This window comes from Exiguobacterium sp. s59, from assembly GCF_018617475.1.
In the GTDB taxonomy this organism is placed as follows: Bacteria; Bacillota; Bacilli; order Exiguobacteriales; family Exiguobacteriaceae; genus Exiguobacterium; species Exiguobacterium aestuarii.
In genome coordinates, this window is sequence record NZ_JACSKG010000005.1 from 239,681 (window position 1) to 259,970 (window position 20,290).

Here is a 20,290-nt window from a genome sequence, read left to right on the forward strand (position 1 = left end):
AAGAAAAGGAGGTGGACCTAGATGGAGCACCCATTCGCAGGTCAACTCGAGGTCGCGAACAACGGCTATGCCGGCATCATCGACCCGGAACTTTATGTGAACGATCGTTATCACGGACGCTGGACATTAACGCGCTCTGTACAGATTGAAGGCGTGCCCGTCTTGCTCCAACGACAGTTCGAGAACGGAAAGAACAATTGTACGTTGACGTCCATCACCGCCATCTTCCGTTTCTATCGAGACCATGGTTATACGAATATCCCAGATGATGTGACGCAGATTCAAGAGGATGTGCGCGAGATTGCCTTCATGCATCATTTCAAAGACGAGAAAGGGACACCTCCGACTCAAATCGCCACCATCATCACGAAACTGTGGAAGCGATACGGATACGTTGGTCGAGGCAGTTCCCGCTATCTATGGAAATGGTCGACGTTCGAGCGTGAGCTGAAAGCAGGTCGCCCGTTTGTATTGAACATGGCGAACGGCTTTTATAAAAATCATTCCGTCACGGGAGTCGGCTACTTGCAGTTTGAAAAACGGGGGTTCCCGGACGTCATCTTGTTAGCCGTGCTCGATAATCGTTCGAAGGACGTGCGCTACATCGACTTCAACGAATTCAACTTTTGGGGAAGCATCGCACGCGTCCATCCGCCAGCCACTCGTCCATAATCGTGTCAATCGCTTCTCCGATTTTTAAAAGGTGCTCACGCTTCGCGTACGACCCGTAATGTAGCCCGTTTGAATCACGGCCATTGCCGAGCCCGACGAACACTTCTGACGGCTTCATGTGGAGGCCGATCATCGGGATACCCGATTCATGACGTCCAATTTCATAAGTGACGGCAGGATACGTCGAGAGTCGTCCTGTCGTAGAGAAGCCGGTGAAGGCACGACAGTTATCCCGTCCGAGCACAATCAATCGGGTCGGTTTAATATATGTAATCGTGCGTTCCAATAACTCAATCGAAGTCGGATGCTCCATCCAGTCGCGCCCAGTCTTCATCTTCCCCATCTGTTCATATGTGGCGAACTTGAAAAAATCGACGTGGATGACAGCGGCCGGATGATCATAAAACGACCGTCCCATCCCGTTGAGGAGCGCCTCAAGTTTGGCACCATCCGGTTTCCCGAACCAGCTCGTCGTCGCGCGACCTGACTCGAAATAGACCGATGCCCGTTCAATCGTTTGTTGCAACGCTTCTTCATTTCCAAGGTAATCTTCAAACGAAAGTGTATCCCGCCAATAGAACTTTTGGTGTTGCCCCGTTCTCGGTGTCCCGTCACGATGTAAAAACTCGCCGCGAGACGGATTCGTCCCGATGGTCAGCCATTGATCCGGACCAGGTCGACCGTACCAAAGGACAGGTGATGCCTCTTGAATCAATTCTTTCCCGAACGTTGTGTCGCACAGTGCTTGTTGAAATCGGATTGCGTCTTGTAACAATCGTACTGCCTCCATGTCATCCCTCCTCTCCCGTTCGTTTCCCGCTTTCAGCGGTTTGTAAAATGCGTTATAGTGAGAGGACGAAGCCAAACAAAGGACGTGTATACATGCGCATCAATAAATTTATCAGTGAATCAGGCAAGGCGTCCCGTCGCCAAGCCGACCGTCTCGTCGAAGAGGGACGCGTCACCATCAACGGGAAAAAAGCAAAAATCGGCGACCAGGTCAAACCGGGGGATGAAGTCCTCGTCAACGGTTCGGTCGCTCGGGTCGCACGAAACAACGTCTACATCGCCGTCCATAAGCCGGTCGGGATCACGAGTACGACAGAGAAGAAAGTAAAAGGGAACTTGGTCGACATGGTCAACCACCCGCTCCGCATCTTCAACATCGGTCGTCTCGATAAAGACTCGGAAGGTCTCATCTTGATGACGAACGACGGTGATATCGTCAACGAGATTCTCCGTGCAGAAGGCGAGCACGAGAAAGAATACATCGTCTCGGTCGATAAGCCGATCACACCAGAGTTCGTCGAGCAGATGGAAGCTGGCGTCAAAATCCTTGGACAGAAGACGCTACCGTGTAAAGTCCGTCCGCTCTCGAAGTTCGACTTCAACATCACGCTAACGCAAGGACTCAACCGTCAAATCCGCCGCATGTGTGAGGCGCTCGGATACGAAGTGTTCCGCCTCCAACGCGTGCGTGTCATGAACATCACGCTCGGGAAACTCCCGCCTGGGCAGTGGCGCGACCTTTCGAAAAAAGAGCGGGAGCAGCTGTTCCGCGAATTGAATTACGAACCGAAAGAATGGTACTAAAAAGCAGCCTGAGTCGTCTCAGGCTGCTTTATTCTGGTCGAAGTGATAAGACATGGTCGGTCTCACGACGAATGAAACGTTTGAGTTGAGCGCTCAAGTCATCGAGCTGTCCCATTGTCGTCTTCATTCTACATTTCATATGAACATGGTCAAATGAGTCAAACTGCCATTCATCATGAATGAAAGTATCGATTTGGATGGTCCCAATCCGGTCAATCAACGTGAAAGTTAGATTGACTTGCAAATCATCCGAATCCTCTTCTTCATCGAGCAGTCTCCATGTGATTGGTTCTTTGCCCCACGCTTGATTGAATTGATCGATCTTTTGATGAAGATCCTCAAGACTCGCATCATCTAAATAAATCAACTGATTACTGGTGCAGGCAGAAGACCGAAGTTGAAGCTGAACTTGATAAAACAGCTCCGTTTCATCCATCCATACTCGTTCCATCTCAAACTGAATCATGACTTCACCTCTTTTTCTTAATATAACACGAGGTATCATCACGTCAGGATGCTCTCTCGATTATTTTGCCGTCACGCCACCATCTACCGGAAGTTCGATCCCGCTGATATGATTCGCTTCGTCTGACGCAAGGAACAGGACGGCTGCCGCCACCTCATCCGCTTGTCCGAGATTCGGCAAAGCGATTTGATTCAAGAAATGTTGTTTATAGTCCGGATGTTCCATATGTGGCGCACTCATCGGTGTCACGATGTACCCTGGATGCACCGAGTTGACCCGAATGTTTTGCTTCCCGTAATCGACGGCCGCTGCTTTCGTGAGTGAACGGACCGCTCCTTTTGAGGCCGTGTATGCCCCGGCACCTGCCATACCGGTCAATGCAGAGATGGAGGAGATGTTGACGATGGATCCGCCCCCATTCTCTGTCATGAGCGGAATCGCATACTGTGTCCCTAACATGACCCCATCGATGTTGATGCGATATGTGCGTGCCCAGTCCTCTTCTGTTTGTTCCAAGAAAGGTTTTGCAAGTGCGATTCCAGCGTTATTGACGAGAATATCTAATTTGCCACACGTCGCTTCCACTTCCGCGAATACATCCTCCCAGCCCGATCGTGATGTCACGTCATGTTTCACCGCGATGGCTTCCCCACCTTGTGCACGAATCGACTCGACTACATTGTTTACTCCTTGTTCATTGATGTCTGTCGCGACGACCGTCGCCCCTTCTTTGGCAAATAGACGTGCCGTTGACTCTCCCATACCGCTTCCTGCCCCTGTGATGACCGCTACTTTCCCCTGTAAACGCATTGTCCCAGCTCCATTCATTAAATTATGATAGTCTAACTATCATAATCATAATTGGATGTGACATTAATCTCAACGAAACTGCTCGAAGACGATATACTAAGGACAGACAATGAGGTGATGGAATTGAGTAAACGACAACAAAACAAAGAAGAACGAGTTCAACTGATTATCCAAGAGGCAGAACGCTTATTTATAGAGAATGGCTTTGAGAAGGTTCAGATGCAGGACATCGCGGACGCGGCAGGGATTGGGGTGGCGACACTGTTTCGCTACTTCCCGAAGAAGGATCAATTGATCGTCGCGGCAGCCGTCAAGAATCTACAGCCGACACTCGAGAAATTTGAACAGTTCATGCATGGGGAAGGCAACGCATATGAGCGGCTCGAGGCCATCTTGAATCACTTTTTCGAGATGCAGTTGGAGCGGACGAACCACGCCCGTTTCCGAGAGGCGTTCGAGAGCTATGCATCGTTCGTCGCCTCACCGCTTCCTGGGATCGAGACATACATCGACGTTCAACGACAGATCATGCGGACACTCGAACCGTTGATTGAAGATGGGAAACGAGACGGTTCATTCCGCTCGGATATCGATGTGAAGGTGACCGTCGTCACGATTATCAATACGTTCGGGACGTTCGGCAACAACATCCTATTGAAGTCTCACATCAGTTATTTAGAAGACGATATCGAACCGGCCGTACAATTACGTGCTTTAAAAGAGATGTTCCTCGCATCCATTCGGGCATAAGAAAAGCCTCCCTTCGTTTGAAGGGAGGCTAGTTGTATACATAAAAAATGAGCACCTCTCACTAGAGGTGCTCTCGAAAGTCTACCGCGACGGACCACGCTCCACAACGTGCTCCTCAAGGGAATGTCCGCCGTCTTACATAGACCAGCTCATCGCATGTACTCAACTATATGCGAAACCTACGTCCTCGTCAATCTTTTCTTCAATCTCGGTTGACATCTTCCTAAAAATTAGGATAATCAATAGTGTTAGCACTCCTATATAAAGAGTGCCAAAATATAGACATCAAAAGGAGAACGATCATGACAAAGAAACAGTTTCAAACGGAATCGAAACGAATTTTAGAGTTGATGGTCCACTCAATTTATACACATAAGGACATCTTCCTGCGTGAGCTCATCTCGAACGCGAGTGATGCCATCGACAAGATGTATTATCGTGCCCTCTCAGACGAAAGCATCGAGTTCAACAAAGACGATTACTTCATCAAAATTGAACTCGACAAAGAAGCACGGACGATCACGATTCGCGATACAGGGATTGGGATGACAGAAGAAGAACTCGAAACAAACCTCGGAATCATCGCCAAGAGCGGTTCACTCGCCATGAAACAGGCAACGAAGATGGAAGAAGACCATAGCCTCATCGGACAATTCGGGGTCGGATTCTATTCCGCGTTCATGGTCGCTGACCGTGTGACCGTGCGGACTCGCTCGATTGACAGTGATCAAGGATACGTATGGGAGTCAGAAGGCACAGACGGCTATTCGATCGAGCCGACAGACAAAGCGGACATCGGTACAGAAATCACGCTCCACTTGAAGGCAGACACGGAAGATGATGCGTACTCGTCATTCCTTGAAGAGTATGAGATTCGCTCGCTCATCAAGAAACACTCGGACTTCATCCGTTACCCAATCAAACTCGATGTGACGAAACATCGTCAAAAAGAGGACTCGGAAGAGTATGAGGACTACAAGGAAGAAGAGACCGTCAACAGCATGGTGCCGATTTGGCGGAAGCGGAAGAGCGAACTCAAAGACGAGGATTATAAGGCGTTCTATCACGAGAAGCGCTACGGCTTTGATGAGCCGCTCAAGCACCTTCACTTGAACGTCGACGGGACGATTCGCTATCAATCAATTCTCTATATTCCGTCAACGGTTCCGTTCGACTATTACACGAAAGAATTTGAGAAAGGTCTAGAGCTCTACTCGAACGGCGTCTTGATCATGGAGAAGTCACCGGACCTCTTGCCGGATTACTTCGGCTTCGTCAAAGGGATGGTCGACTCAGAAGACCTCTCCCTCAACATTTCCCGTGAAATGTTGCAGCAGGACCGCCAACTTCGCGTGATCGCCAAAAACGTGAAGTCGAAAATCAAAGGCATGCTCGAGAAGATGCTCCAAAACGAACGTGAGGACTACGAGAAGTTCTACGAGTCGTTCGGTCGTCAATTGAAGTTTGGTGTGTATGACCAGTTCGGCGCAGCAAAAGATGAATTGAAAGACTTGATTCTCTTCCATTCTTCTCATGAGAAGAAACTCGTCTCGCTTAAAGAGTACGTCGAGCGGATGAAAGAAGACCAGAAGTACATCTATTACGCGACAGGTGAATCGATTCATCGCATCGACCTCTTGCCACAAGCGGAGCGTTTGAAAGAAGAAGGATACGAGATCCTCTACTTCACAGAAGAGATCGACGAGTTTGCGATCAAGATGCTTCAGTCGTATGACGACAAAGAATTCAAGTCGATTGCGAGTGGCGACCTCGGTCTCGATGACGCGGAAGCGAAATCGCTCAACGAAGACAACCAAGACTTGTTCACCTTCATGAAAGAAGAGCTCGGGGACCGGGTCAAAGAAGTGCGTGCCTCGACACGCCTCAAGTCGCACCCTGTCTGTCTGACGGTCGCAGGCGACGTCTCGATTGAGATGGAGAAGATTCTGAACGCGATGCCAAACGGCGGCGGCATGAAAGCGGAGAAAGTGCTCGAAGTGAATGCTGACCACGCCATCTTCCAGACACTCCAACGTGTATATAAAGAAGATGAAGCGAAAGCGAAACAATATACAGACCTCTTGTATCAACAAGCCCTCCTCATTGAAGGGTTACCGATTGAAGATCCGGTAGCGTATTCGAATGCGGTGTGTGCGTTGATGGCGGAGTGACCCTAAATAGAAAATGCCCTCATTTGAATGAAGATGTCATTCTGAATGAGGGCATTTTTAAATTATTTAAAGTTATTGTACGTCCCTAACAACTGCATCTGTTTCACTTCGTGCAACAAGTTCTTCTCGTCCTCTTGCTCGTGAATCTCCGCAATTCGATGGCCCATCCGCTCAATCAAACCGACGACGAGCGCATTCCCCATCGTGAAGTATCGCTTGCGATCTGTCATAGTCGCGGTCCATCCGTATGGGAAGCCATTTAATCCTTCGCATTCTTCTGGACGCAAATAGCGCAATTTTTTTGTATGCGGATCTTCGATGACATGGCTTGAACGGTTGCACGTCCCTTCGCTTGTCAACATCGTTCTACCTGGAAGGTCTAGCGAATCCGGATAGGACATGCCTCCTTCAGCATAGACATAGACGTGACCGCTCGCAGAAGTACGTTCAATTTTTTTCGGCCCTTTCATGTAAGCCAATTCCTCTTTTTCCGTACGCCCAGATTTTTTAACCTTCTCTGTATCCAGGTAATAGTGTTCCGGGGCAGGACCAAACTGCTCATAGACCTCTTGAACGACTTCTCCGAGCGTCTTAGCCTTCTCGCGAATCGGGAGCGTCTCAAGCGTCGTCACTTGCCCCCCCGTCATGACACCCGCATTTCGATAAGTCGCAGAGAATGCGTCCGAGATTTCAACGATGTCTTCCGGCAACTCGAACGTCGAACCTGGATGCTTCTCGCTTGTCATCTCCATAACCGGGAAAGTCGGTGCAAAGAATCCATCTTTCAACAACCACTGCTCAGGATTTGCTTTCCCCGCTCGGGTTGAATGCTTTAAATCCGCTCGCGTCGCAAAAATAAAGATACGACGGCGGCGTTGGGCAAACCCATAGTCTGCCGCATTGATGACCCGCCACTCGACCGTATATCCTTGATCGGCAAACGCACGAAGCATGACGCTGAAGTCACGCCCTCTTTGTTTCGCAGGTGACTTCATGAGGCGATCGACGTTCTCGAGTAAGACGTAAGGCGGCTTTTCCTGCTCGATGATGTTCATGATTTCCCAGAACAAGACACCCTTCTTCCCTTGAATCCCTTGCTCGTTCTTTAAGCTACGCGACACACTGTAGTCTTGGCACGGGAAGCCCCCTACGAGCAAATGGTGCGGTCCTGCTTCCATCCATGACAGCGCGATATCCTCATTTACGTGTTGGCCACGTCCTTTAAAACGTTCAGCATAGCAATCAAAGGCCGGTTGTACCTTCGTCGCCGGCTCCCACTGATTGCCCCAAACCACATCGAATTTGTCAAATGTAGGCTCGGCATTCACATCTTTGATTCCTTCAAGCGCGATGCGGAAACCTCCTACACCGGCAAATAACTCAACTACTTTAATCAATGGGAACACCCTTTCGTATTTTCTATCTTAAATTTACGCTATTTTAGGTCCTATCACAACCGAACTAGCTCGATGAAATTAGTTTAACAGAAAAGGTGAATGGGATCAACAACTACGTTATACTCATCTTACATATGTAAATTTATAGGAGGTATTCGATTGCGTTACGAAACGATTCAAGAACTAATGGATAAGGCAAGAGAGGCTGAGGGAAAGACATTCGGCGAGATTGACACGACCGGACGGATTAAAAATGTACGTTCCAAGGGATCACTCGGTCACATTATTGAAGAGAGTCACTTCGGATACCCAATCAATTCAGATGCCCGACCAGATTTTGAGGATCTTGGTATCGAGTTAAAGGTCACCCCTTTCAAGAAAAATAAGAATGGTACATATTCTTCGAAGGAACGACTCGTCTTGAATATGATTGATTACCATAGCGAGCATCGATACTCGTTCGAAACTTCAAGCTTTTTATCGAAAGCCACAAGTATGCTCATCATGCTCTATCAATATGAGCCCGAGATCCCAATAGATGACTATCGTATCTATAAGGCATTCTTAAACGAATTCTCGGAGGAAGATTTAGCCGTGATGCGACAAGACTGGGAAACAATCGTTACCAAAATCAAGAATGGAGAGGCTCATCTCATTTCGGAGGCAGATACGATGTATCTGTCCGCCTGTACAAAAGGGGCGAACGGTTCGATTGTGCGTACTCAACCCTTCTCAGATGAACCCGCCAAACCGCGTGCTTTCTCTTTGAAAGCATCCTATATGTCTGGATTGGTTCGTAAATATTTAACACCGGAACTACTAGAATCCATCGCGAACCAAGGTGAGTTAAACGAAATGTCTATCGAGGAACTTCTCGAAAACCGACTCTCACCACACTATGGTAAGACACTGATTGATTTATGTGAAGAAACGAAAGTTCTATACAACCCTAGAAACAAGGCGATGATTCCTCACGTCATGGCCAAACTGTTAGGAGTGCAAAAGACAGACCTTTCCGGTATCGAAGAATTTGCGAAGGCAAACATCAAGTTCAAAACGGTCGCACGCGAACCTGACGGAAAGATTCGCGAACATATGTCGTTCGGCAAGGTCGATTTTGAAAACCTATGCCAAAGCGACTGGGAAGACTCAGACCTATATGACACATTCGCAGAACAGAAATATCTTTTCTTAGAATTTCAATATGACGAAGAATACGTCCCTAAGAAAAAGCGAATCCCTCGCTTTGTAGGCATTCGACTCTGGAACATGCCACTCGAGACAATCGATGGCGAACTATATGAGATGTGGTCCGAGGCTCGAAAGATCGTCAGAGAAGGGGTTGAGCTGATACCTATGAAAAATAGAGTAAAGAATAACCTGCCCGGGCCGAAATTCAACCGAGTCGCACATGTACGTTCAAAAGGTGCGGATGGAGATGACAAAGTCCGCCTCCCCGATGGACAATGGATCACAAAGCAGGCGTTTTGGTTAGATCGAAACTACATTCAGCAGATTCTAGACGCTTAACATGAGTATCTCTCCCTCTACAGTGGAATCTTCCTAGTAGAGGGAGGTGAGGGGTATGGCCAGAAACGTACCGAAAGCATCGAGTCCAGCCGTGTTCAAGACGATGAGCGGAAACCGCGGGAAAGATACGAAGATGGAAGTCAAAGTCAGAAAAGCGCTGTGGGCGGCCGGATATCGGTACCGCAAGAACAATCGCAAACTTTACGGGACGCCCGACATCTCGTTTCCTGGATTACGCGTCGTCGTATTTCTGGACTCTTGCTATTGGCACGGCTGTCCCCTCCACTTCAAACTACCGAAGACAAATGTCGATTTTTGGCGTCAAAAGATTGGACGTAACATCGAGCGTGATGCCGACGTCACAAAACATTATGTAGAGGAAGGGTGGATCATCCTTCGATTTTGGGAACATCAAGTAAACAGGGACTTTGAACATGTAATTTTTACAATTACTCATTTTATAGAAATGGCTAAGGTTAGGAGAAAGTAATGAGTGAACTAAATAATGCACCTCAACGCAATTGGATAAAAGACAAAAATAATGATGTAAAGTGGATAAATCAAAAAGAATTTACACTTTTTATTTCTGAGAGTTTTCATTATAGAAATTCAAAAAACTTTTTAAAAGTTTTCCCGAAATATGAAAACGATATTCACAATTTATTTCAAACTCCCTTTGTAGATTTAAAGCCTACTCACGGATCTGAAAAAGGAAAATTCTATCGGAAAATATCTACTATCGATATTAACAAATCATTGAGAGCGCGATTAAAAAGAATTTCTGAGATTCATCTCGAAGTCAGCTTCATGAATCATTACTTTCAAGACAATGATAATAAAACTAAAGGATTTGATTTTGCATATTATGACGAAAAACATAATGCCGGTCTTCTTTACGAATATTGTTTTGGAGAACGTTCAGTCACAAATGGAGAAGAACTATGGTCAGAGTTTTTGAATCAACAAGAAAAATATAGTTACCTCTCTTCCCACGTATTAGAAAATAGTAATTTAGGATACTACAACCAAGGCGAGAATCTCTCACCAACAGTAATCGGAGAAATTCAATTTGCTAATTGGGCGTTAGCGTATTACGACCTATTTAAAGTATTACATCTTGATAATTTAACAGGTATAGATTTACTGATTTATATTACGCCCACAGGTAACTTAGAAAAATCATTAAGCAGTAATATCGTTACTTTTAAAAATATGAAATCAATAATCGAATCCTATTCAAGTGTTTTGAAAGTCCCTATTTGGTTAATAGGTATCGACATCGCAGAAGAATCATTCAATTTTTAATTTGATATAGATTCAAATGATAATACCTTGTTTTTTTCGAGAATATCATTTAATTATTTGCAAAAAGTCATCATTCCTATGATGACTTTTATTTTTTAGAATAAGGTAAATTAAAATAATAATAACTAATTATGTAATCGTTTTCTTTTCTTTAATTAAGCCAAATTCGGATAATCCATTGATATTCCTAATCCTTCAACAGCATGCAAACGCCTTGACAATTCTAGCTCGTTATATGAAGTTAGTATTACATTATAATTATTCTAGTCGAGATAGAAACGCTAGAGTAAAAAACAAGGAGGACATAACCCATGTCATTAATCGGCAAAGAAGTACTACCATTCAAAGCACAAGCATTCCAAACAGGTGAATTCCTCGAAGTTACAGAGAACGACCTCAAAGGCAAATGGAGCGTTGTTTGCTTCTACCCAGCTGACTTCACATTCGTCTGCCCAACTGAACTCGAAGACCTTCAAAACGAGTACGCTACACTTAAAAACCTCGGTGTAGAAGTATACTCTGTCTCAACAGACACACACTTCACACATAAAGCTTGGCACGAAACATCTGAGAAAATCGGAAAAATCGAGTACATCATGATCGGTGACCCATCACACGTCATCTCACGCAACTTCGACGTCTTGAACGAAGAAGATGGCCTCGCAGACCGTGGTACGTTCATCATCGACCCAGACGGTGTCATCCAAACTGTCGAAATCAACGCTGGCGGCATCGGCCGTGACGCGAGCACGCTCGTCAATAAAGTCAAAGCAGCACAATACGTACGCAACAATCCAGGCGAAGTCTGCCCAGCGAAATGGGAAGAGGGTTCTGAAACACTCCGCCCAAGCCTTGACCTCGTCGGTAAATTGTAAGGAGCGATTGCATGTTAGAAGCAGCGATTAAACAACAGCTCGACCAATATCTCCAGCTCATGGAGGGCGATGTCGTCCTCCGTGTGAGCGCTGGGGAAGACAAAGTCTCAAACGAGATGCTCGAGCTCGTCAACGAACTCGCCAGCATGTCATCACGTATCTCGGTCGAACGCGCGACACTCGAGCGTACACCGAGCTTCAGCGTGAATCGTCCAGCTGAAGAGACAGGAATCGTCTTCGCGGGGATTCCACTCGGACATGAGTTCACATCACTCGTCCTCGCCCTCCTCCAAGTGAGCGGGCGCGCACCGAAAGTCGATGCGGACACGATCAAACAGATTCAAAACATCGAAGGTACGTATCACTTCGAGTCATACATCAGCCTCAGCTGCCACAACTGCCCTGACGTCGTGCAAGCGCTAAACGTCATGAGCGTCCTCAACCCGAACATCACCCACACGATGATCGACGGAGCCGCGTTCAAGGATGAAGTGGAAGCGAAAGAGATCATGGCTGTCCCGACTGTCTTCTTAAACGGAGAATCGTTCGGTAACGGTCGGATGTCACTCGAAGAGATTTTGGCGAAACTTGGTACAGGTCCTGACGCCTCTGCGTTCTCGGACAAAGACCCGTACGACGTCCTCGTCGTCGGTGGCGGTCCAGCTGGTGCGAGTGCGGCCGTATACGCGGCTCGTAAAGGAATCCGTACCGGAATCATCGCGGAGCGCTTCGGTGGCCAAGTGATGGACACGATGGGGATCGAAAACTTCATCGGTACCGCTTATACAGAAGGTCCAAAACTCGTCGCAAGCCTAGAAGAGCACGTCAAAGAGTACGGCATCGACGTCATGAACCTCCAACGCGCGAAGCGTCTTGAGAAAAATGACCTCGTCGAGATCGAACTCGAGAACGGCGCTGTCTTGAAGAGTAAGAGTGTCATCCTCTCGACCGGTGCACGCTGGCGTAACGTCAACGTCCCAGGTGAGGCGGAGTTCAAAAATAAAGGGGTCGCTTACTGCCCGCACTGTGACGGTCCTCTCTTCGAAGGGAAACGTGTCGCGGTCATCGGCGGCGGTAACTCTGGAATCGAAGCGGCCATCGACCTCGCTGGTATCGTCAAACACGTGACGGTCCTCGAGTTCGCTTCTGAGCTCAAGGCCGACCAAGTGCTTCAAGACCGACTTCACAGCCTCCCGAACGTGACTGTCATCACGAACGCTCAGACGACAGAAATCACGGGTACGGACAAAGTGAACGGGATCTCGTATGTGTCTCGTGAGACAAACGAGTCACATCATGTCGAACTTGAAGGCGTCTTCGTCCAAATCGGTCTCGTCCCGAACACGGACTGGCTCGACTCGGTCGAACGCAACAACTTCGGGGAAATCGTCGTCGACCGTCATGGCGCGACGAACGTCCCAGGTGTGTTCGCTGCAGGAGACTGCACGAACAGCGCCTACAAACAAATCATCATCTCGATGGGTTCTGGTGCGACAGCCGCACTCGGCGCCTTCGACTACATGATTCGCAACTAACACAAAGACTCGCACTCATCATAGAGAGCGAGTCTTTTTTACAGTTCAAATGTTTTCCCCGAGTCCGGGATGAATAAGATCGATTCCCCTCTCCTCGTATCAAACCGATAGCCTACTCGAGGCGTGAATGGGTTCCATTCTGCCCCGGTCGTCGGAACGCTCTCCATGTACGCCACGTCATTGTACGTTTTGCTCAACACCTCTTCTGCCTCGGCTAACGAGTAGCTCGGAATCGAAAGCAAAATCGCCGCCCCTACACTCATCACTCCGACCGACGCCGCCCAAAGAGTCGATGTCGGCTTTCGAAACTGTGCCAAGATCAAGATTGTGATCATCCATCCGATCGGCACTCCAAATGTCGCCGCATTCCCATACCACTGCTCATTGATGATCAACAAACTGACCATCACCACACCGCCAACCATCCACCACCACTTCATGAATATCACCTCTTCTTTATTATCCTAAAATCAGGAAATGACTCAACTTCTTTTTCATATGATTGACTACATTGATGTATGATAACTTATAGTGTATGATATACAGTATAAAGAAGAACGAATGAAGGAGGCGAAGAAATGTCCGATGTAAAAGCCTCGTTAGTGACAGAATTGCGGCGCGGCACGTTGACGATTGCAGTGCTCAGTCAGTTGAAGACGCCACAGTATGGCTACTCGCTCGTCCAGGCGTTACTTGATGCCGAGATCAACATCGATCAGAGTACGCTCTATCCGCTCTTGCGTCGACTTGAAAAGCAAGGACTCGTCACGAGTTCCTGGGATACGACGGAGAGTCGACCACGCAAGTACTATGTGCTCAGTAGGGACGGAATGGATATTTTGAATGAGTTGTATGTGGAATGGATGAACATGTCGAAGACGTTAACCCGTTTAATCGAAGGAGGAAATGATCATGAATCTTCGTGATGTGTATATCGATGAAGTCACCTCTCGAATACCAGAGTCGATGCGTCAAGACGTCGCACTGGAATTGGAGTCGACCATCGATGACATGACCGGAAATGACCCGTCTGAAACGGCTTTATTTGAAGCGTTGCGCCAGCTCGGCGACCCTCATGTTCTCGCTGCTCGCTATGCGAACCGACCGCTCTATCTCATCGGCCCCGCCCTCTTCACACAGTATGTGAACATCATCAAGATCGTTTTACCGATTGCCGTCACGGTCATCACGATTCTCTCGATTATCGGTTATTTGACCAACCCAATTGATGATACGTCTTGGAGTCAATTCTTGATTCAAGCATTCCTTCAAATCGTAGCCGCCATCTTCAACGTCGTTGTCCAGACGCTATTTTGGATCACCCTCACATTCTTCATCATCGAACGCGCCGTACCTGAGGGCGAAGTCCCCTTCTCTAGTTGGAAACCTGAGCAACTCAAGAAAGTGAAACCCCGTTCGACCTCAATCTCTTTTGGTTCGATCCTGTTTGATGTTGTCGCCACCGTTTTGATGGTCGTATTATACGTCAACGCCGAAAAGTTGATTCGTGTCGTCACGGATAGTGGATCCTATCCGCTACTCAATGCGTCGGTATTGGATCAATTCTTCCCGTTTGTCATCGCCTTGGCCGCCTTTGGCATCGCCATTGCCATTTACAAATGGATCGTTCGACATTGGACAAAGCCGCTCGCCTTGTGGAACGCGCTCTTCAATATCGTATGGATTGTCGTCACGGCGCTCATTTTACTGCAACCTGATTTAATTTCTTCTAATGCCCTCTCGTTGATTGCTGAGCAAATCAACGTCGACCTCGAAACAATCAGTCGTTGGGGCGTCTGGGGTGTCTTACTCACCATCATCATCGTGTGTATCCTCGATTTGGCAGAAGGTTTGATCAAAGCGTTTCGACGTTGACCTCACATTCAAACGTTTCATTTCCGATGAAAGTGGAATAGCGGAGAAGAGAACGGATTTTGAATGGGGAGGCATTTGATGGGTATTCCAACAATCAAGTTACATGACGGTTATGAGATTCCGGCCATCGGACTCGGGACGGTTTATTTGAAAGGTGAAGCAGGGGTCGACGCCATCACATGCGCCATCCGGAACGGATATCGACTCATCGATTCGGCGATTCGCTACGATAATGAAGGCGCGGTCGGTGAAGCGGTTCGCCAATCCGGCATCCCGCGTGAGCAGCTTTTCTTAACATCGAAACTGCGCGCGCAATATTATGACTACGACCAGGCGCTCGAGATGATTCGAGAGTCTCTGTATCGAGCAAACCTCGATTATTGGGATTTGTTCCTCTTGCATTGGCCAAACCCGAAACAAGACAAGTACGTCGAGGCATGGCGTGCCTTGATTCAAGCGAAGAAAAACGGATGGATCCGCTCTATCGGGGTATCGAACTTCATGCCGGAGCACCTTGACCGCTTGATTGAAGAAACGGGAGAAAAACCGGTCATTAACCAAATCGAGTTACACCCGTACTTCTCGCAAGTCGAACAGCGGAAAGCCGATAAAGAACGCGGCATCATCACAGAAGCGTGGAGCCCGCTCAGTCGCGCCCGCACGGTCATCCATGACGAGAAGATCACAGAGCTCGCGAAACAAAAAGGAAAGAGCGTGTCTCAAGTCATCTTGCGTTGGCACGTGCAACTTGGTGTCATCCCGCTCGCCCGCTCGTCTAGCGAGTTGCACCAAAAAGAGAATCTCGACGTCTTCAACTTCGAATTGTCCGAGGAAGAGATGGAGACACTCAATTCGTTGACGAAACCGGATGGTCGCATCGATGACCAGGACCCGCGAGAATACGAAGAATACTAAAAAAGATTGAGCCGACGAGGCTCAATCTTTTTTATTCAAACGCTGGAATCGCTGTTTCTGCATAGTTTTCTTCTAAGAATGCACGGACTTCGTCACTCGTGAGCGCCTCACCGAGTTTTTGGATGGCTTCGTCGTCCTGGTTGTCCTCACGTGCGACGAGCGTGATCGCGAAGTCGTTCTCGACACCTTCTGTTAGAAGTGCGTCACTCTTCGGCGTCAAATCGAGCGGTGCCGCGTAAGCTGGTGTCATCAAGACGGCGTCGACATCATCGTACGCACGAGCGAGCATCAAGAGGTCGACCTCTTCAAACTTGTAGTTTTTCGGATTCGATGTGATATCCGCTTGTGTGTAGTACGTGCCTTCTTTCTTCCCGAGCTCGATCACGTCATGCTGTGCGAGAAGCGAGAGCGAACGGTCAATGTTCGATACGTCGTTAGCGATAGCGATTGTCGCGCCTTCCGGGATGTCTTCCATGTTGTCGTAGTTTTTCGCGTATACACCGTAGTTCGCGAAGTAAATTGGTTCGATCGGAACGAGATTCGCATCGTTGCTACGATTGAACTCTTCCATGTACGGAACGTGTTGGAAGAAGTTCGCATCGACTTCTTTCGCCGCAAGTGCCGAGTTCGGTTGGACATTGTCTCCGAGGACAACGATTTCGAGTTCGATGTTTTCTTCTGCGAGCTGTTCTTTTGCGATTTCAAGCATATCTGTCATCGGTGGGATGAGTGATGCGACTTTTAATGTCTGTGGTTCGTTCGATTGCTCCGTTTGTGTTTCTGTATCGTTCCCGCATGCTGCGAGGACGAGTGTGAGTGAGGCAAAAAGCGCCATCAATTTTTTCATATTCATTTCCTACTTTCTGTTTAGCGTTTGTCGATGATTCGTGCCACGGTCGTGCCCGTGAATTGGATCAACTGCACGAAGACGAGCATGATGAGAATCATATAGAGCATGAGTTCTGTCTGAAATTGCTGATACCCGTAACGGATGGCAAAGTCACCGATGCCACCGCCCCCGACGACCCCCATGATTGTCGAGTACGAGATAAAGCTGATGATGGATGTCGTCAATCCGAGGACGAGACCGGATCTGGCTTCGACGTAAAGAAACTTGAAGATGATGTCTTTCACCGATGCCCCCATCGAGAGCGCCGCTTCAACGACACCGCGCGGAACATCAATCAATGACTGTTCGACGAGGCGCGCATAATGCGCGATGGCAATGATGGAGAGCGGTACGGTCGCTGCCGCTGTACCGATGGCCGTCCCGATGATCAGCCGTGTAAATGGAATCAAAAACACGACGAGTAACAAGAACGGGAATGACCGGACGATATTCACAACCAAGTTGAGGACGGAGAAGACGATTTGGTTCTCTAACAGCTGTCCTTTACGTGAGAGGTAAAGCCACGTACCTAATGGCAGTCCGACCAAGATGGCGGCGAGGATGGATACCCCGACCATCATGAACGTCTCAGCGATGGACTGCCAAATTTCAGACTGATAGCGTAACAAGATCTCAGGCATCCGGTTCGCCCTCCTTCCGTAGCTGTTCGACGAACCAACTTGGATTCTGATCGATGGCAACTACGCCTGTCGGTTCCTGTTCAATCGTCTCATGAACGGCTCCGTCTGCCATGACGGTGACACGATGACAGATTTGACGAATGACATCCATCTCGTGCGTGACGAGGACGATGGTGACACCGAGTTGTTCGTTGACCGATTGCAAGACGCGAAGCACTTCTGCCGTCGTATTCGGGTCGAGGGAGGACGTCGGTTCATCGCAGAGAAGGACATTCGGCTCACTTGCGAGTGCCCGAGCGATGGCGACACGTTGCTTCTGTCCCCCACTTAATTGCGCAGGATATTTATCTCGATACGCTTCAAGTCCGACAAACCGGAGACATTCCATCACACGTGCCTCCCATGACGCCTTCGGTCGTTTCGCGAGCTTCAATGAGTCGAGGACGTTATCAAAAACGGTCTTGTTGGCGACAAGATTAAATTGTTGAAAAATCATACCGATCCGATGTCGCTTCTTGCGTAGTTCCCGATTGGAGAGTTCGGTCAACTGGTCGCCATCGACTGTGACACTTCCACTATCGGGTCGTTCTAATACATTCATCAATCGAAGAAGCGTTGACTTGCCGGCACCACTTGCGCCGATGATGCCATAAATCTCACCTTTTCGAATGTGAAGCGATACATCGCGAACGGCCATCTCTTGTCCATAACGCTTATGGACGGACGACAATGTGATCATGGCGGACATCCTTTCTACATCTCGTGAGTGAGTCAACCGTTTACCATTTTAGCGAAGTAAAGAGTCGCTGTCAGGTCATGTGCTCACATGAAAAGAACCGCACTGCGGTTCAGAGTGGATGTCGCTTGAAATGTTCGGCGATGTGTCGTTTCATGGCATCTCGATTTTCGGCGAAGATGCGATGACGATGACCATTTCCACCAGAGGGGTGTGGGAACCCGCTCACAACGCGATCCTGATTCAAGAGACCGCGCTCTACCAACAATTCCACGGCTCGCCTCACATTTACGCCCATCGGTAAAATAAGTGCGTCTTGAAGATGTGCCATCTCTTCAGCGAAGGTTCCTTCCACATACGGTCGAAACAGGTCCGTTCGAATCATATCCGGGCTCGACCCGTTATAGTTCTTCCCTTTATAAAAGACCGGATAAGGAAGTACCGCCGTATTTTGTACGAGATGGTTCGCTGATCCGAACAAATCAAGGGAGGACTCGATTCCTAAATGACGATGCAAATCTAAATCATCCAGCATCGTCACCAAGTTCTTTCGAATTGGACCGGAAAAACTGCCACGTTGTTTGACGGCTCGAAGCGCCTCTTCGTCTGTCGCATCCTTCAAGTCGCGAATCGCCTCGAACGACTGACGCATCTGATACAAGCCTGGCGTGATACCCGCGATGACGACTTTCGCATCCGGGTTGATGTATTCGAACGGTGCGTAATAGATGTCGAGTTGTTTCTTTTCATCACGGTCTAACAAAAATGCTTCACTTTTTAACGTCTCTTCCTCCAAATCAGATAACTGCAAAATTTTCGATTTATATGTGTGGAATAACTCTGTTCGCGTCATATAAATGTGACTCCTTTCATTTGCTTCTTCCATTTCTATTTCCCTAAATCTTCATGTGACAAAAGTTCATCTCGTAGACACATGCTATACAAAAATAAAGCGCTTTCATTCCATTTTTTGTGATATTCTGACGGTGTGATTCAGAGTGCTGTTTCGGCAGAATCGCTAAATTCTCACAAGGAGTGTGTTCAAACATGAAAGCAGTCGTTGTCAATTCAACAAGCAAAGCCAACATCGAAGTCGTTGAAAAGGAAATTCGTCCATTACAGGCGGGTGAGGCGCTTGTCGATGTCGAGTACTGTGGCGTGTGTCACACGGACCTTCACGTCGCGGCTGGTGACTTCGGGGATGTGCAAGGACGCGTGCTCGGTCATGAAGGGATCGGGATTGTGTCTCAAATCGCGGACGATGTCACGAGCCTAAAAGTCGGGGACCGTGTCAGCATCGCATGGATGTATCATGCATGTGGTCGCTGTGAATATTGTACGACGGGACGCGAGACGTTCTGCCGAAACGTTCAAAATGCCGGCTATAGTGTGGACGGAGGCATGGCCGAACAAAGTATCGTCGTAGCCGATTATGCCGTCAAAGTGCCGGAGGGCTTGGATCCTGCACAAGCATCGAGCATCACGTGTGCCGGTGTCACGACGTATAAGGCGATCAAAGTGGCAGACGTGAAGCCTGGAGAGACAGTCGTCATCTACGGATGTGGTGGTCTCGGGAACTTGGCCATTCAATATGCGAAACATGTCTTCAACGCGCACGTCATCGCCGTCGATTTGAACGATGATAAGCTTGAACTCGCCAAAGAGAGTGGTGCCGATCTAACCATCAATCCATCGACCGAGGGAGATGCGTCCGACATTGTTCAAGAGAAGTTTGGTGGAGCACACGCCGCGGTCGTCACAGCTGTCTCAAAAGTCGCCTTCAACTCAGCCGTCAACGCGGTACGTGCTTGCGGGAAAGTGGTCGCGGTTGGTCTTCCTTCCGAAACGATGGACTTGAACATCCCTCGTCTCGTTCTTGATGGAATCGAAGTCGTCGGCTCGCTTGTTGGGACACGAAAAGATTTAGAGGAGGCTTTCCAATTCGGGGCCGAGGGACTCGTCGTCCCAGTCGTCCATAAACGCTGCCTTCACGAGGTTCAAGACGTGTTCGAAGAAATGGAGCAAGGGAAAATTCAAGGGCGGATGGTCATCGATTTCAAAAATAAAGACTGTCAGTAAAAAACGAGGCCACGTGCCTCGTTTTGTTCTAGATTGACGTTGACGGGGTAT

General features: G+C 48.3%; 22 protein-coding genes. 13 read left to right on the forward strand and 9 right to left on the reverse strand.

The annotated features are described in order from the left end of the window. The first annotated feature begins 21 nt into the window (after positions 1–21). Positions 22–672, forward strand: a complete 651-nt coding sequence (locus KNO91_RS11660; protein ID WP_214818075.1) for a C39 family peptidase — start codon at positions 22–24, stop codon at positions 670–672. On the opposite strand, the gene KNO91_RS11665 is transcribed toward KNO91_RS11660, so the two are convergent. Continuing rightward, positions 620–1,462 (reverse strand): hypothetical protein, encoded by an 843-nt coding sequence (locus tag KNO91_RS11665; protein WP_214818077.1) that lies wholly within the window; start codon positions 1,460–1,462, stop codon positions 620–622. The two genes, KNO91_RS11660 and KNO91_RS11665, sit on opposite strands and share 53 nt — an antisense overlap. 92 nt (positions 1,463–1,554) lie before the next feature. Between KNO91_RS11665 and rluF the strand changes: the two genes are divergently transcribed. Continuing rightward, positions 1,555–2,265, forward strand: coding sequence for a 23S rRNA pseudouridine(2604) synthase RluF (rluF, locus tag KNO91_RS11670; RefSeq protein WP_015880301.1), 711 nt, complete (start codon positions 1,555–1,557; stop codon positions 2,263–2,265). Positions 2,266–2,293: 28 nt separating this feature from the next. On the opposite strand, the gene KNO91_RS11675 is transcribed toward rluF, so the two are convergent. Both KNO91_RS11675 and KNO91_RS11680 read right to left on the reverse strand, forming a co-directional pair. After that, on the reverse strand, positions 2,294–2,731 hold the full coding sequence (locus KNO91_RS11675) for a hypothetical protein (RefSeq protein ID WP_214818079.1): 438 nt from the start codon (positions 2,729–2,731) through the stop codon (positions 2,294–2,296). A gap of 60 nt (positions 2,732–2,791) precedes the next feature. Beyond that, positions 2,792–3,541 (reverse strand): SDR family NAD(P)-dependent oxidoreductase, encoded by a 750-nt coding sequence (locus KNO91_RS11680; protein WP_214818081.1) that lies wholly within the window; start codon positions 3,539–3,541, stop codon positions 2,792–2,794. Positions 3,542–3,658: 117 nt separating this feature from the next. Here KNO91_RS11680 and KNO91_RS11685 point away from each other — a divergent pair, with 117 nt between their 5' ends. Both KNO91_RS11685 and htpG read left to right on the forward strand, forming a co-directional pair. Then, on the forward strand, positions 3,659–4,291 hold the full coding sequence (locus tag KNO91_RS11685; protein WP_251126642.1) for a TetR/AcrR family transcriptional regulator: 633 nt from the start codon (positions 3,659–3,661) through the stop codon (positions 4,289–4,291). Positions 4,292–4,593: 302 nt separating this feature from the next. Beyond that, entirely contained in the window at positions 4,594–6,462 is a 1,869-nt protein-coding gene (htpG, locus tag KNO91_RS11690) for a molecular chaperone HtpG (RefSeq protein ID WP_214818086.1), read from the forward strand. Between the two features lie 62 nt (positions 6,463–6,524). Here the strand turns inward: htpG and dcm are convergent, their stop codons facing one another. Then, positions 6,525–7,859, reverse strand: a complete 1,335-nt coding sequence (dcm, locus tag KNO91_RS11695) for a DNA (cytosine-5-)-methyltransferase (RefSeq protein ID WP_214818089.1) — start codon at positions 7,857–7,859, stop codon at positions 6,525–6,527. Positions 7,860–8,018: 159 nt separating this feature from the next. Here dcm and KNO91_RS11700 point away from each other — a divergent pair, with 159 nt between their 5' ends. The 5 genes from KNO91_RS11700 (at position 8,019) to ahpF (ending at position 13,104) form a co-directional block, all read left to right on the forward strand. Next, the gene (locus KNO91_RS11700) at positions 8,019–9,389 is read left to right on the forward strand and encodes a Sau3AI family type II restriction endonuclease (RefSeq protein ID WP_214818092.1); all 1,371 of its coding nucleotides are present in this window, start codon (positions 8,019–8,021) and stop codon (positions 9,387–9,389) included. 55 nt (positions 9,390–9,444) lie between these two features. Further along, positions 9,445–9,879 carry a very short patch repair endonuclease gene (locus KNO91_RS11705; RefSeq protein ID WP_214818095.1) on the forward strand — a complete coding sequence of 145 codons (435 nt, stop codon included), beginning with the start codon at positions 9,445–9,447 and terminating at the stop codon, positions 9,877–9,879. Next, the gene (locus tag KNO91_RS11710) at positions 9,879–10,694 is read left to right on the forward strand and encodes a BglII/BstYI family type II restriction endonuclease (protein ID WP_214818097.1); all 816 of its coding nucleotides are present in this window, start codon (positions 9,879–9,881) and stop codon (positions 10,692–10,694) included. Before KNO91_RS11705 ends, KNO91_RS11710 begins: the two co-directional genes overlap by 1 nt. Positions 10,695–11,005: 311 nt before the next feature. After that, positions 11,006–11,569 carry an alkyl hydroperoxide reductase subunit C gene (ahpC, locus tag KNO91_RS11715; protein ID WP_015880295.1) on the forward strand — a complete coding sequence of 188 codons (564 nt, stop codon included), beginning with the start codon at positions 11,006–11,008 and terminating at the stop codon, positions 11,567–11,569. Between the two features lie 11 nt (positions 11,570–11,580). Then, on the forward strand, positions 11,581–13,104 hold the full coding sequence (gene ahpF / locus KNO91_RS11720) for an alkyl hydroperoxide reductase subunit F (RefSeq protein WP_214818098.1): 1,524 nt from the start codon (positions 11,581–11,583) through the stop codon (positions 13,102–13,104). A 38-nt stretch (positions 13,105–13,142) separates the two neighbouring features. Here ahpF and KNO91_RS11725 read toward each other — a convergent pair whose 3' ends face one another. Then, positions 13,143–13,544, reverse strand: coding sequence for a hypothetical protein (locus tag KNO91_RS11725; protein ID WP_214818099.1), 402 nt, complete (start codon positions 13,542–13,544; stop codon positions 13,143–13,145). A gap of 138 nt (positions 13,545–13,682) precedes the next feature. Between KNO91_RS11725 and KNO91_RS11730 the strand changes: the two genes are divergently transcribed. The 3 genes from KNO91_RS11730 to KNO91_RS11740 all read left to right on the forward strand — a co-directional run bounded on the left by KNO91_RS11730 (position 13,683) and on the right by KNO91_RS11740 (position 15,894). Further along, positions 13,683–14,030 carry a PadR family transcriptional regulator gene (locus KNO91_RS11730; RefSeq protein ID WP_214790047.1) on the forward strand — a complete coding sequence of 116 codons (348 nt, stop codon included), beginning with the start codon at positions 13,683–13,685 and terminating at the stop codon, positions 14,028–14,030. Next, positions 14,017–14,979: an HAAS signaling domain-containing protein gene (locus tag KNO91_RS11735; RefSeq protein ID WP_214818100.1), complete on the forward strand. Its 963-nt coding sequence runs from the start codon at positions 14,017–14,019 to the stop codon at positions 14,977–14,979. The genes KNO91_RS11730 and KNO91_RS11735 overlap by 14 nt, the downstream gene beginning before the upstream one ends. 78 nt (positions 14,980–15,057) lie before the next feature. Then, positions 15,058–15,894: an aldo/keto reductase gene (locus tag KNO91_RS11740; RefSeq protein WP_214818101.1), complete on the forward strand. Its 837-nt coding sequence runs from the start codon at positions 15,058–15,060 to the stop codon at positions 15,892–15,894. 31 nt (positions 15,895–15,925) lie between these two features. On the opposite strand, the gene KNO91_RS11745 is transcribed toward KNO91_RS11740, so the two are convergent. The 4 genes from KNO91_RS11745 to KNO91_RS11760 all read right to left on the reverse strand — a co-directional run bounded on the left by KNO91_RS11745 (position 15,926) and on the right by KNO91_RS11760 (position 19,013). Continuing rightward, the gene (locus KNO91_RS11745; protein WP_214818102.1) at positions 15,926–16,741 is read right to left on the reverse strand and encodes a MetQ/NlpA family ABC transporter substrate-binding protein; all 816 of its coding nucleotides are present in this window, start codon (positions 16,739–16,741) and stop codon (positions 15,926–15,928) included. A gap of 20 nt (positions 16,742–16,761) precedes the next feature. Beyond that, positions 16,762–17,424: a methionine ABC transporter permease gene (locus tag KNO91_RS11750; protein WP_214818103.1), complete on the reverse strand. Its 663-nt coding sequence runs from the start codon at positions 17,422–17,424 to the stop codon at positions 16,762–16,764. Then, complete coding sequence (locus tag KNO91_RS11755) at positions 17,417–18,163, reverse strand: methionine ABC transporter ATP-binding protein (protein WP_214818105.1); 747 nt, start codon at positions 18,161–18,163, stop codon at positions 17,417–17,419. The genes KNO91_RS11750 and KNO91_RS11755 overlap by 8 nt, the downstream gene beginning before the upstream one ends. Positions 18,164–18,272: 109 nt before the next feature. After that, positions 18,273–19,013 (reverse strand): hypothetical protein, encoded by a 741-nt coding sequence (locus tag KNO91_RS11760; RefSeq protein ID WP_214818108.1) that lies wholly within the window; start codon positions 19,011–19,013, stop codon positions 18,273–18,275. A gap of 194 nt (positions 19,014–19,207) precedes the next feature. Here KNO91_RS11760 and adhP point away from each other — a divergent pair, with 194 nt between their 5' ends. Then, positions 19,208–20,239: an alcohol dehydrogenase AdhP gene (adhP, locus tag KNO91_RS11765; protein WP_214818111.1), complete on the forward strand. Its 1,032-nt coding sequence runs from the start codon at positions 19,208–19,210 to the stop codon at positions 20,237–20,239. The last annotated feature ends 51 nt before the right edge of the window (positions 20,240–20,290 follow it).

Excerpts from the sequence above, each read along its gene's own strand:
- htpG (WP_214818086.1), top strand. The coding sequence starts at position 4,594 with ATGACAAAGAAACAGTTTCAAACGGAATCGAAACGAATTTTAGAGTTG.
- KNO91_RS11705 (WP_214818095.1), top strand. The coding sequence starts at position 9,445 with ATGGCCAGAAACGTACCGAAAGCATCGAGTCCAGCCGTGTTCAAGACG.
- KNO91_RS11750 (WP_214818103.1), bottom strand. The coding sequence starts at position 17,424 with ATGCCTGAGATCTTGTTACGCTATCAGTCTGAAATTTGGCAGTCCATC.
- KNO91_RS11730 (WP_214790047.1), top strand. The coding sequence starts at position 13,683 with ATGTCCGATGTAAAAGCCTCGTTAGTGACAGAATTGCGGCGCGGCACG.
- KNO91_RS11760 (WP_214818108.1), bottom strand. The coding sequence starts at position 19,013 with ATGACGCGAACAGAGTTATTCCACACATATAAATCGAAAATTTTGCAG.
- KNO91_RS11680 (WP_214818081.1), bottom strand. The coding sequence starts at position 3,541 with ATGCGTTTACAGGGGAAAGTAGCGGTCATCACAGGGGCAGGAAGCGGT.
- adhP (WP_214818111.1), top strand. The coding sequence starts at position 19,208 with ATGAAAGCAGTCGTTGTCAATTCAACAAGCAAAGCCAACATCGAAGTC.
- KNO91_RS11675 (WP_214818079.1), bottom strand. The coding sequence starts at position 2,731 with ATGATTCAGTTTGAGATGGAACGAGTATGGATGGATGAAACGGAGCTG.
- KNO91_RS11755 (WP_214818105.1), bottom strand. The coding sequence starts at position 18,163 with ATGATCACATTGTCGTCCGTCCATAAGCGTTATGGACAAGAGATGGCC.
- KNO91_RS11665 (WP_214818077.1), bottom strand. The coding sequence starts at position 1,462 with ATGGAGGCAGTACGATTGTTACAAGACGCAATCCGATTTCAACAAGCA.
- ahpC (WP_015880295.1), top strand. The coding sequence starts at position 11,006 with ATGTCATTAATCGGCAAAGAAGTACTACCATTCAAAGCACAAGCATTC.
- KNO91_RS11660 (WP_214818075.1), top strand. The coding sequence starts at position 22 with ATGGAGCACCCATTCGCAGGTCAACTCGAGGTCGCGAACAACGGCTAT.
- KNO91_RS11740 (WP_214818101.1), top strand. The coding sequence starts at position 15,058 with ATGGGTATTCCAACAATCAAGTTACATGACGGTTATGAGATTCCGGCC.
- KNO91_RS11685 (WP_251126642.1), top strand. The coding sequence starts at position 3,659 with ATGGAATTGAGTAAACGACAACAAAACAAAGAAGAACGAGTTCAACTG.
- KNO91_RS11710 (WP_214818097.1), top strand. The coding sequence starts at position 9,879 with ATGAGTGAACTAAATAATGCACCTCAACGCAATTGGATAAAAGACAAA.
- KNO91_RS11725 (WP_214818099.1), bottom strand. The coding sequence starts at position 13,544 with ATGAAGTGGTGGTGGATGGTTGGCGGTGTGGTGATGGTCAGTTTGTTG.
- KNO91_RS11745 (WP_214818102.1), bottom strand. The coding sequence starts at position 16,741 with ATGAAAAAATTGATGGCGCTTTTTGCCTCACTCACACTCGTCCTCGCA.
- ahpF (WP_214818098.1), top strand. The coding sequence starts at position 11,581 with ATGTTAGAAGCAGCGATTAAACAACAGCTCGACCAATATCTCCAGCTC.
- KNO91_RS11735 (WP_214818100.1), top strand. The coding sequence starts at position 14,017 with ATGAATCTTCGTGATGTGTATATCGATGAAGTCACCTCTCGAATACCA.
- rluF (WP_015880301.1), top strand. The coding sequence starts at position 1,555 with ATGCGCATCAATAAATTTATCAGTGAATCAGGCAAGGCGTCCCGTCGC.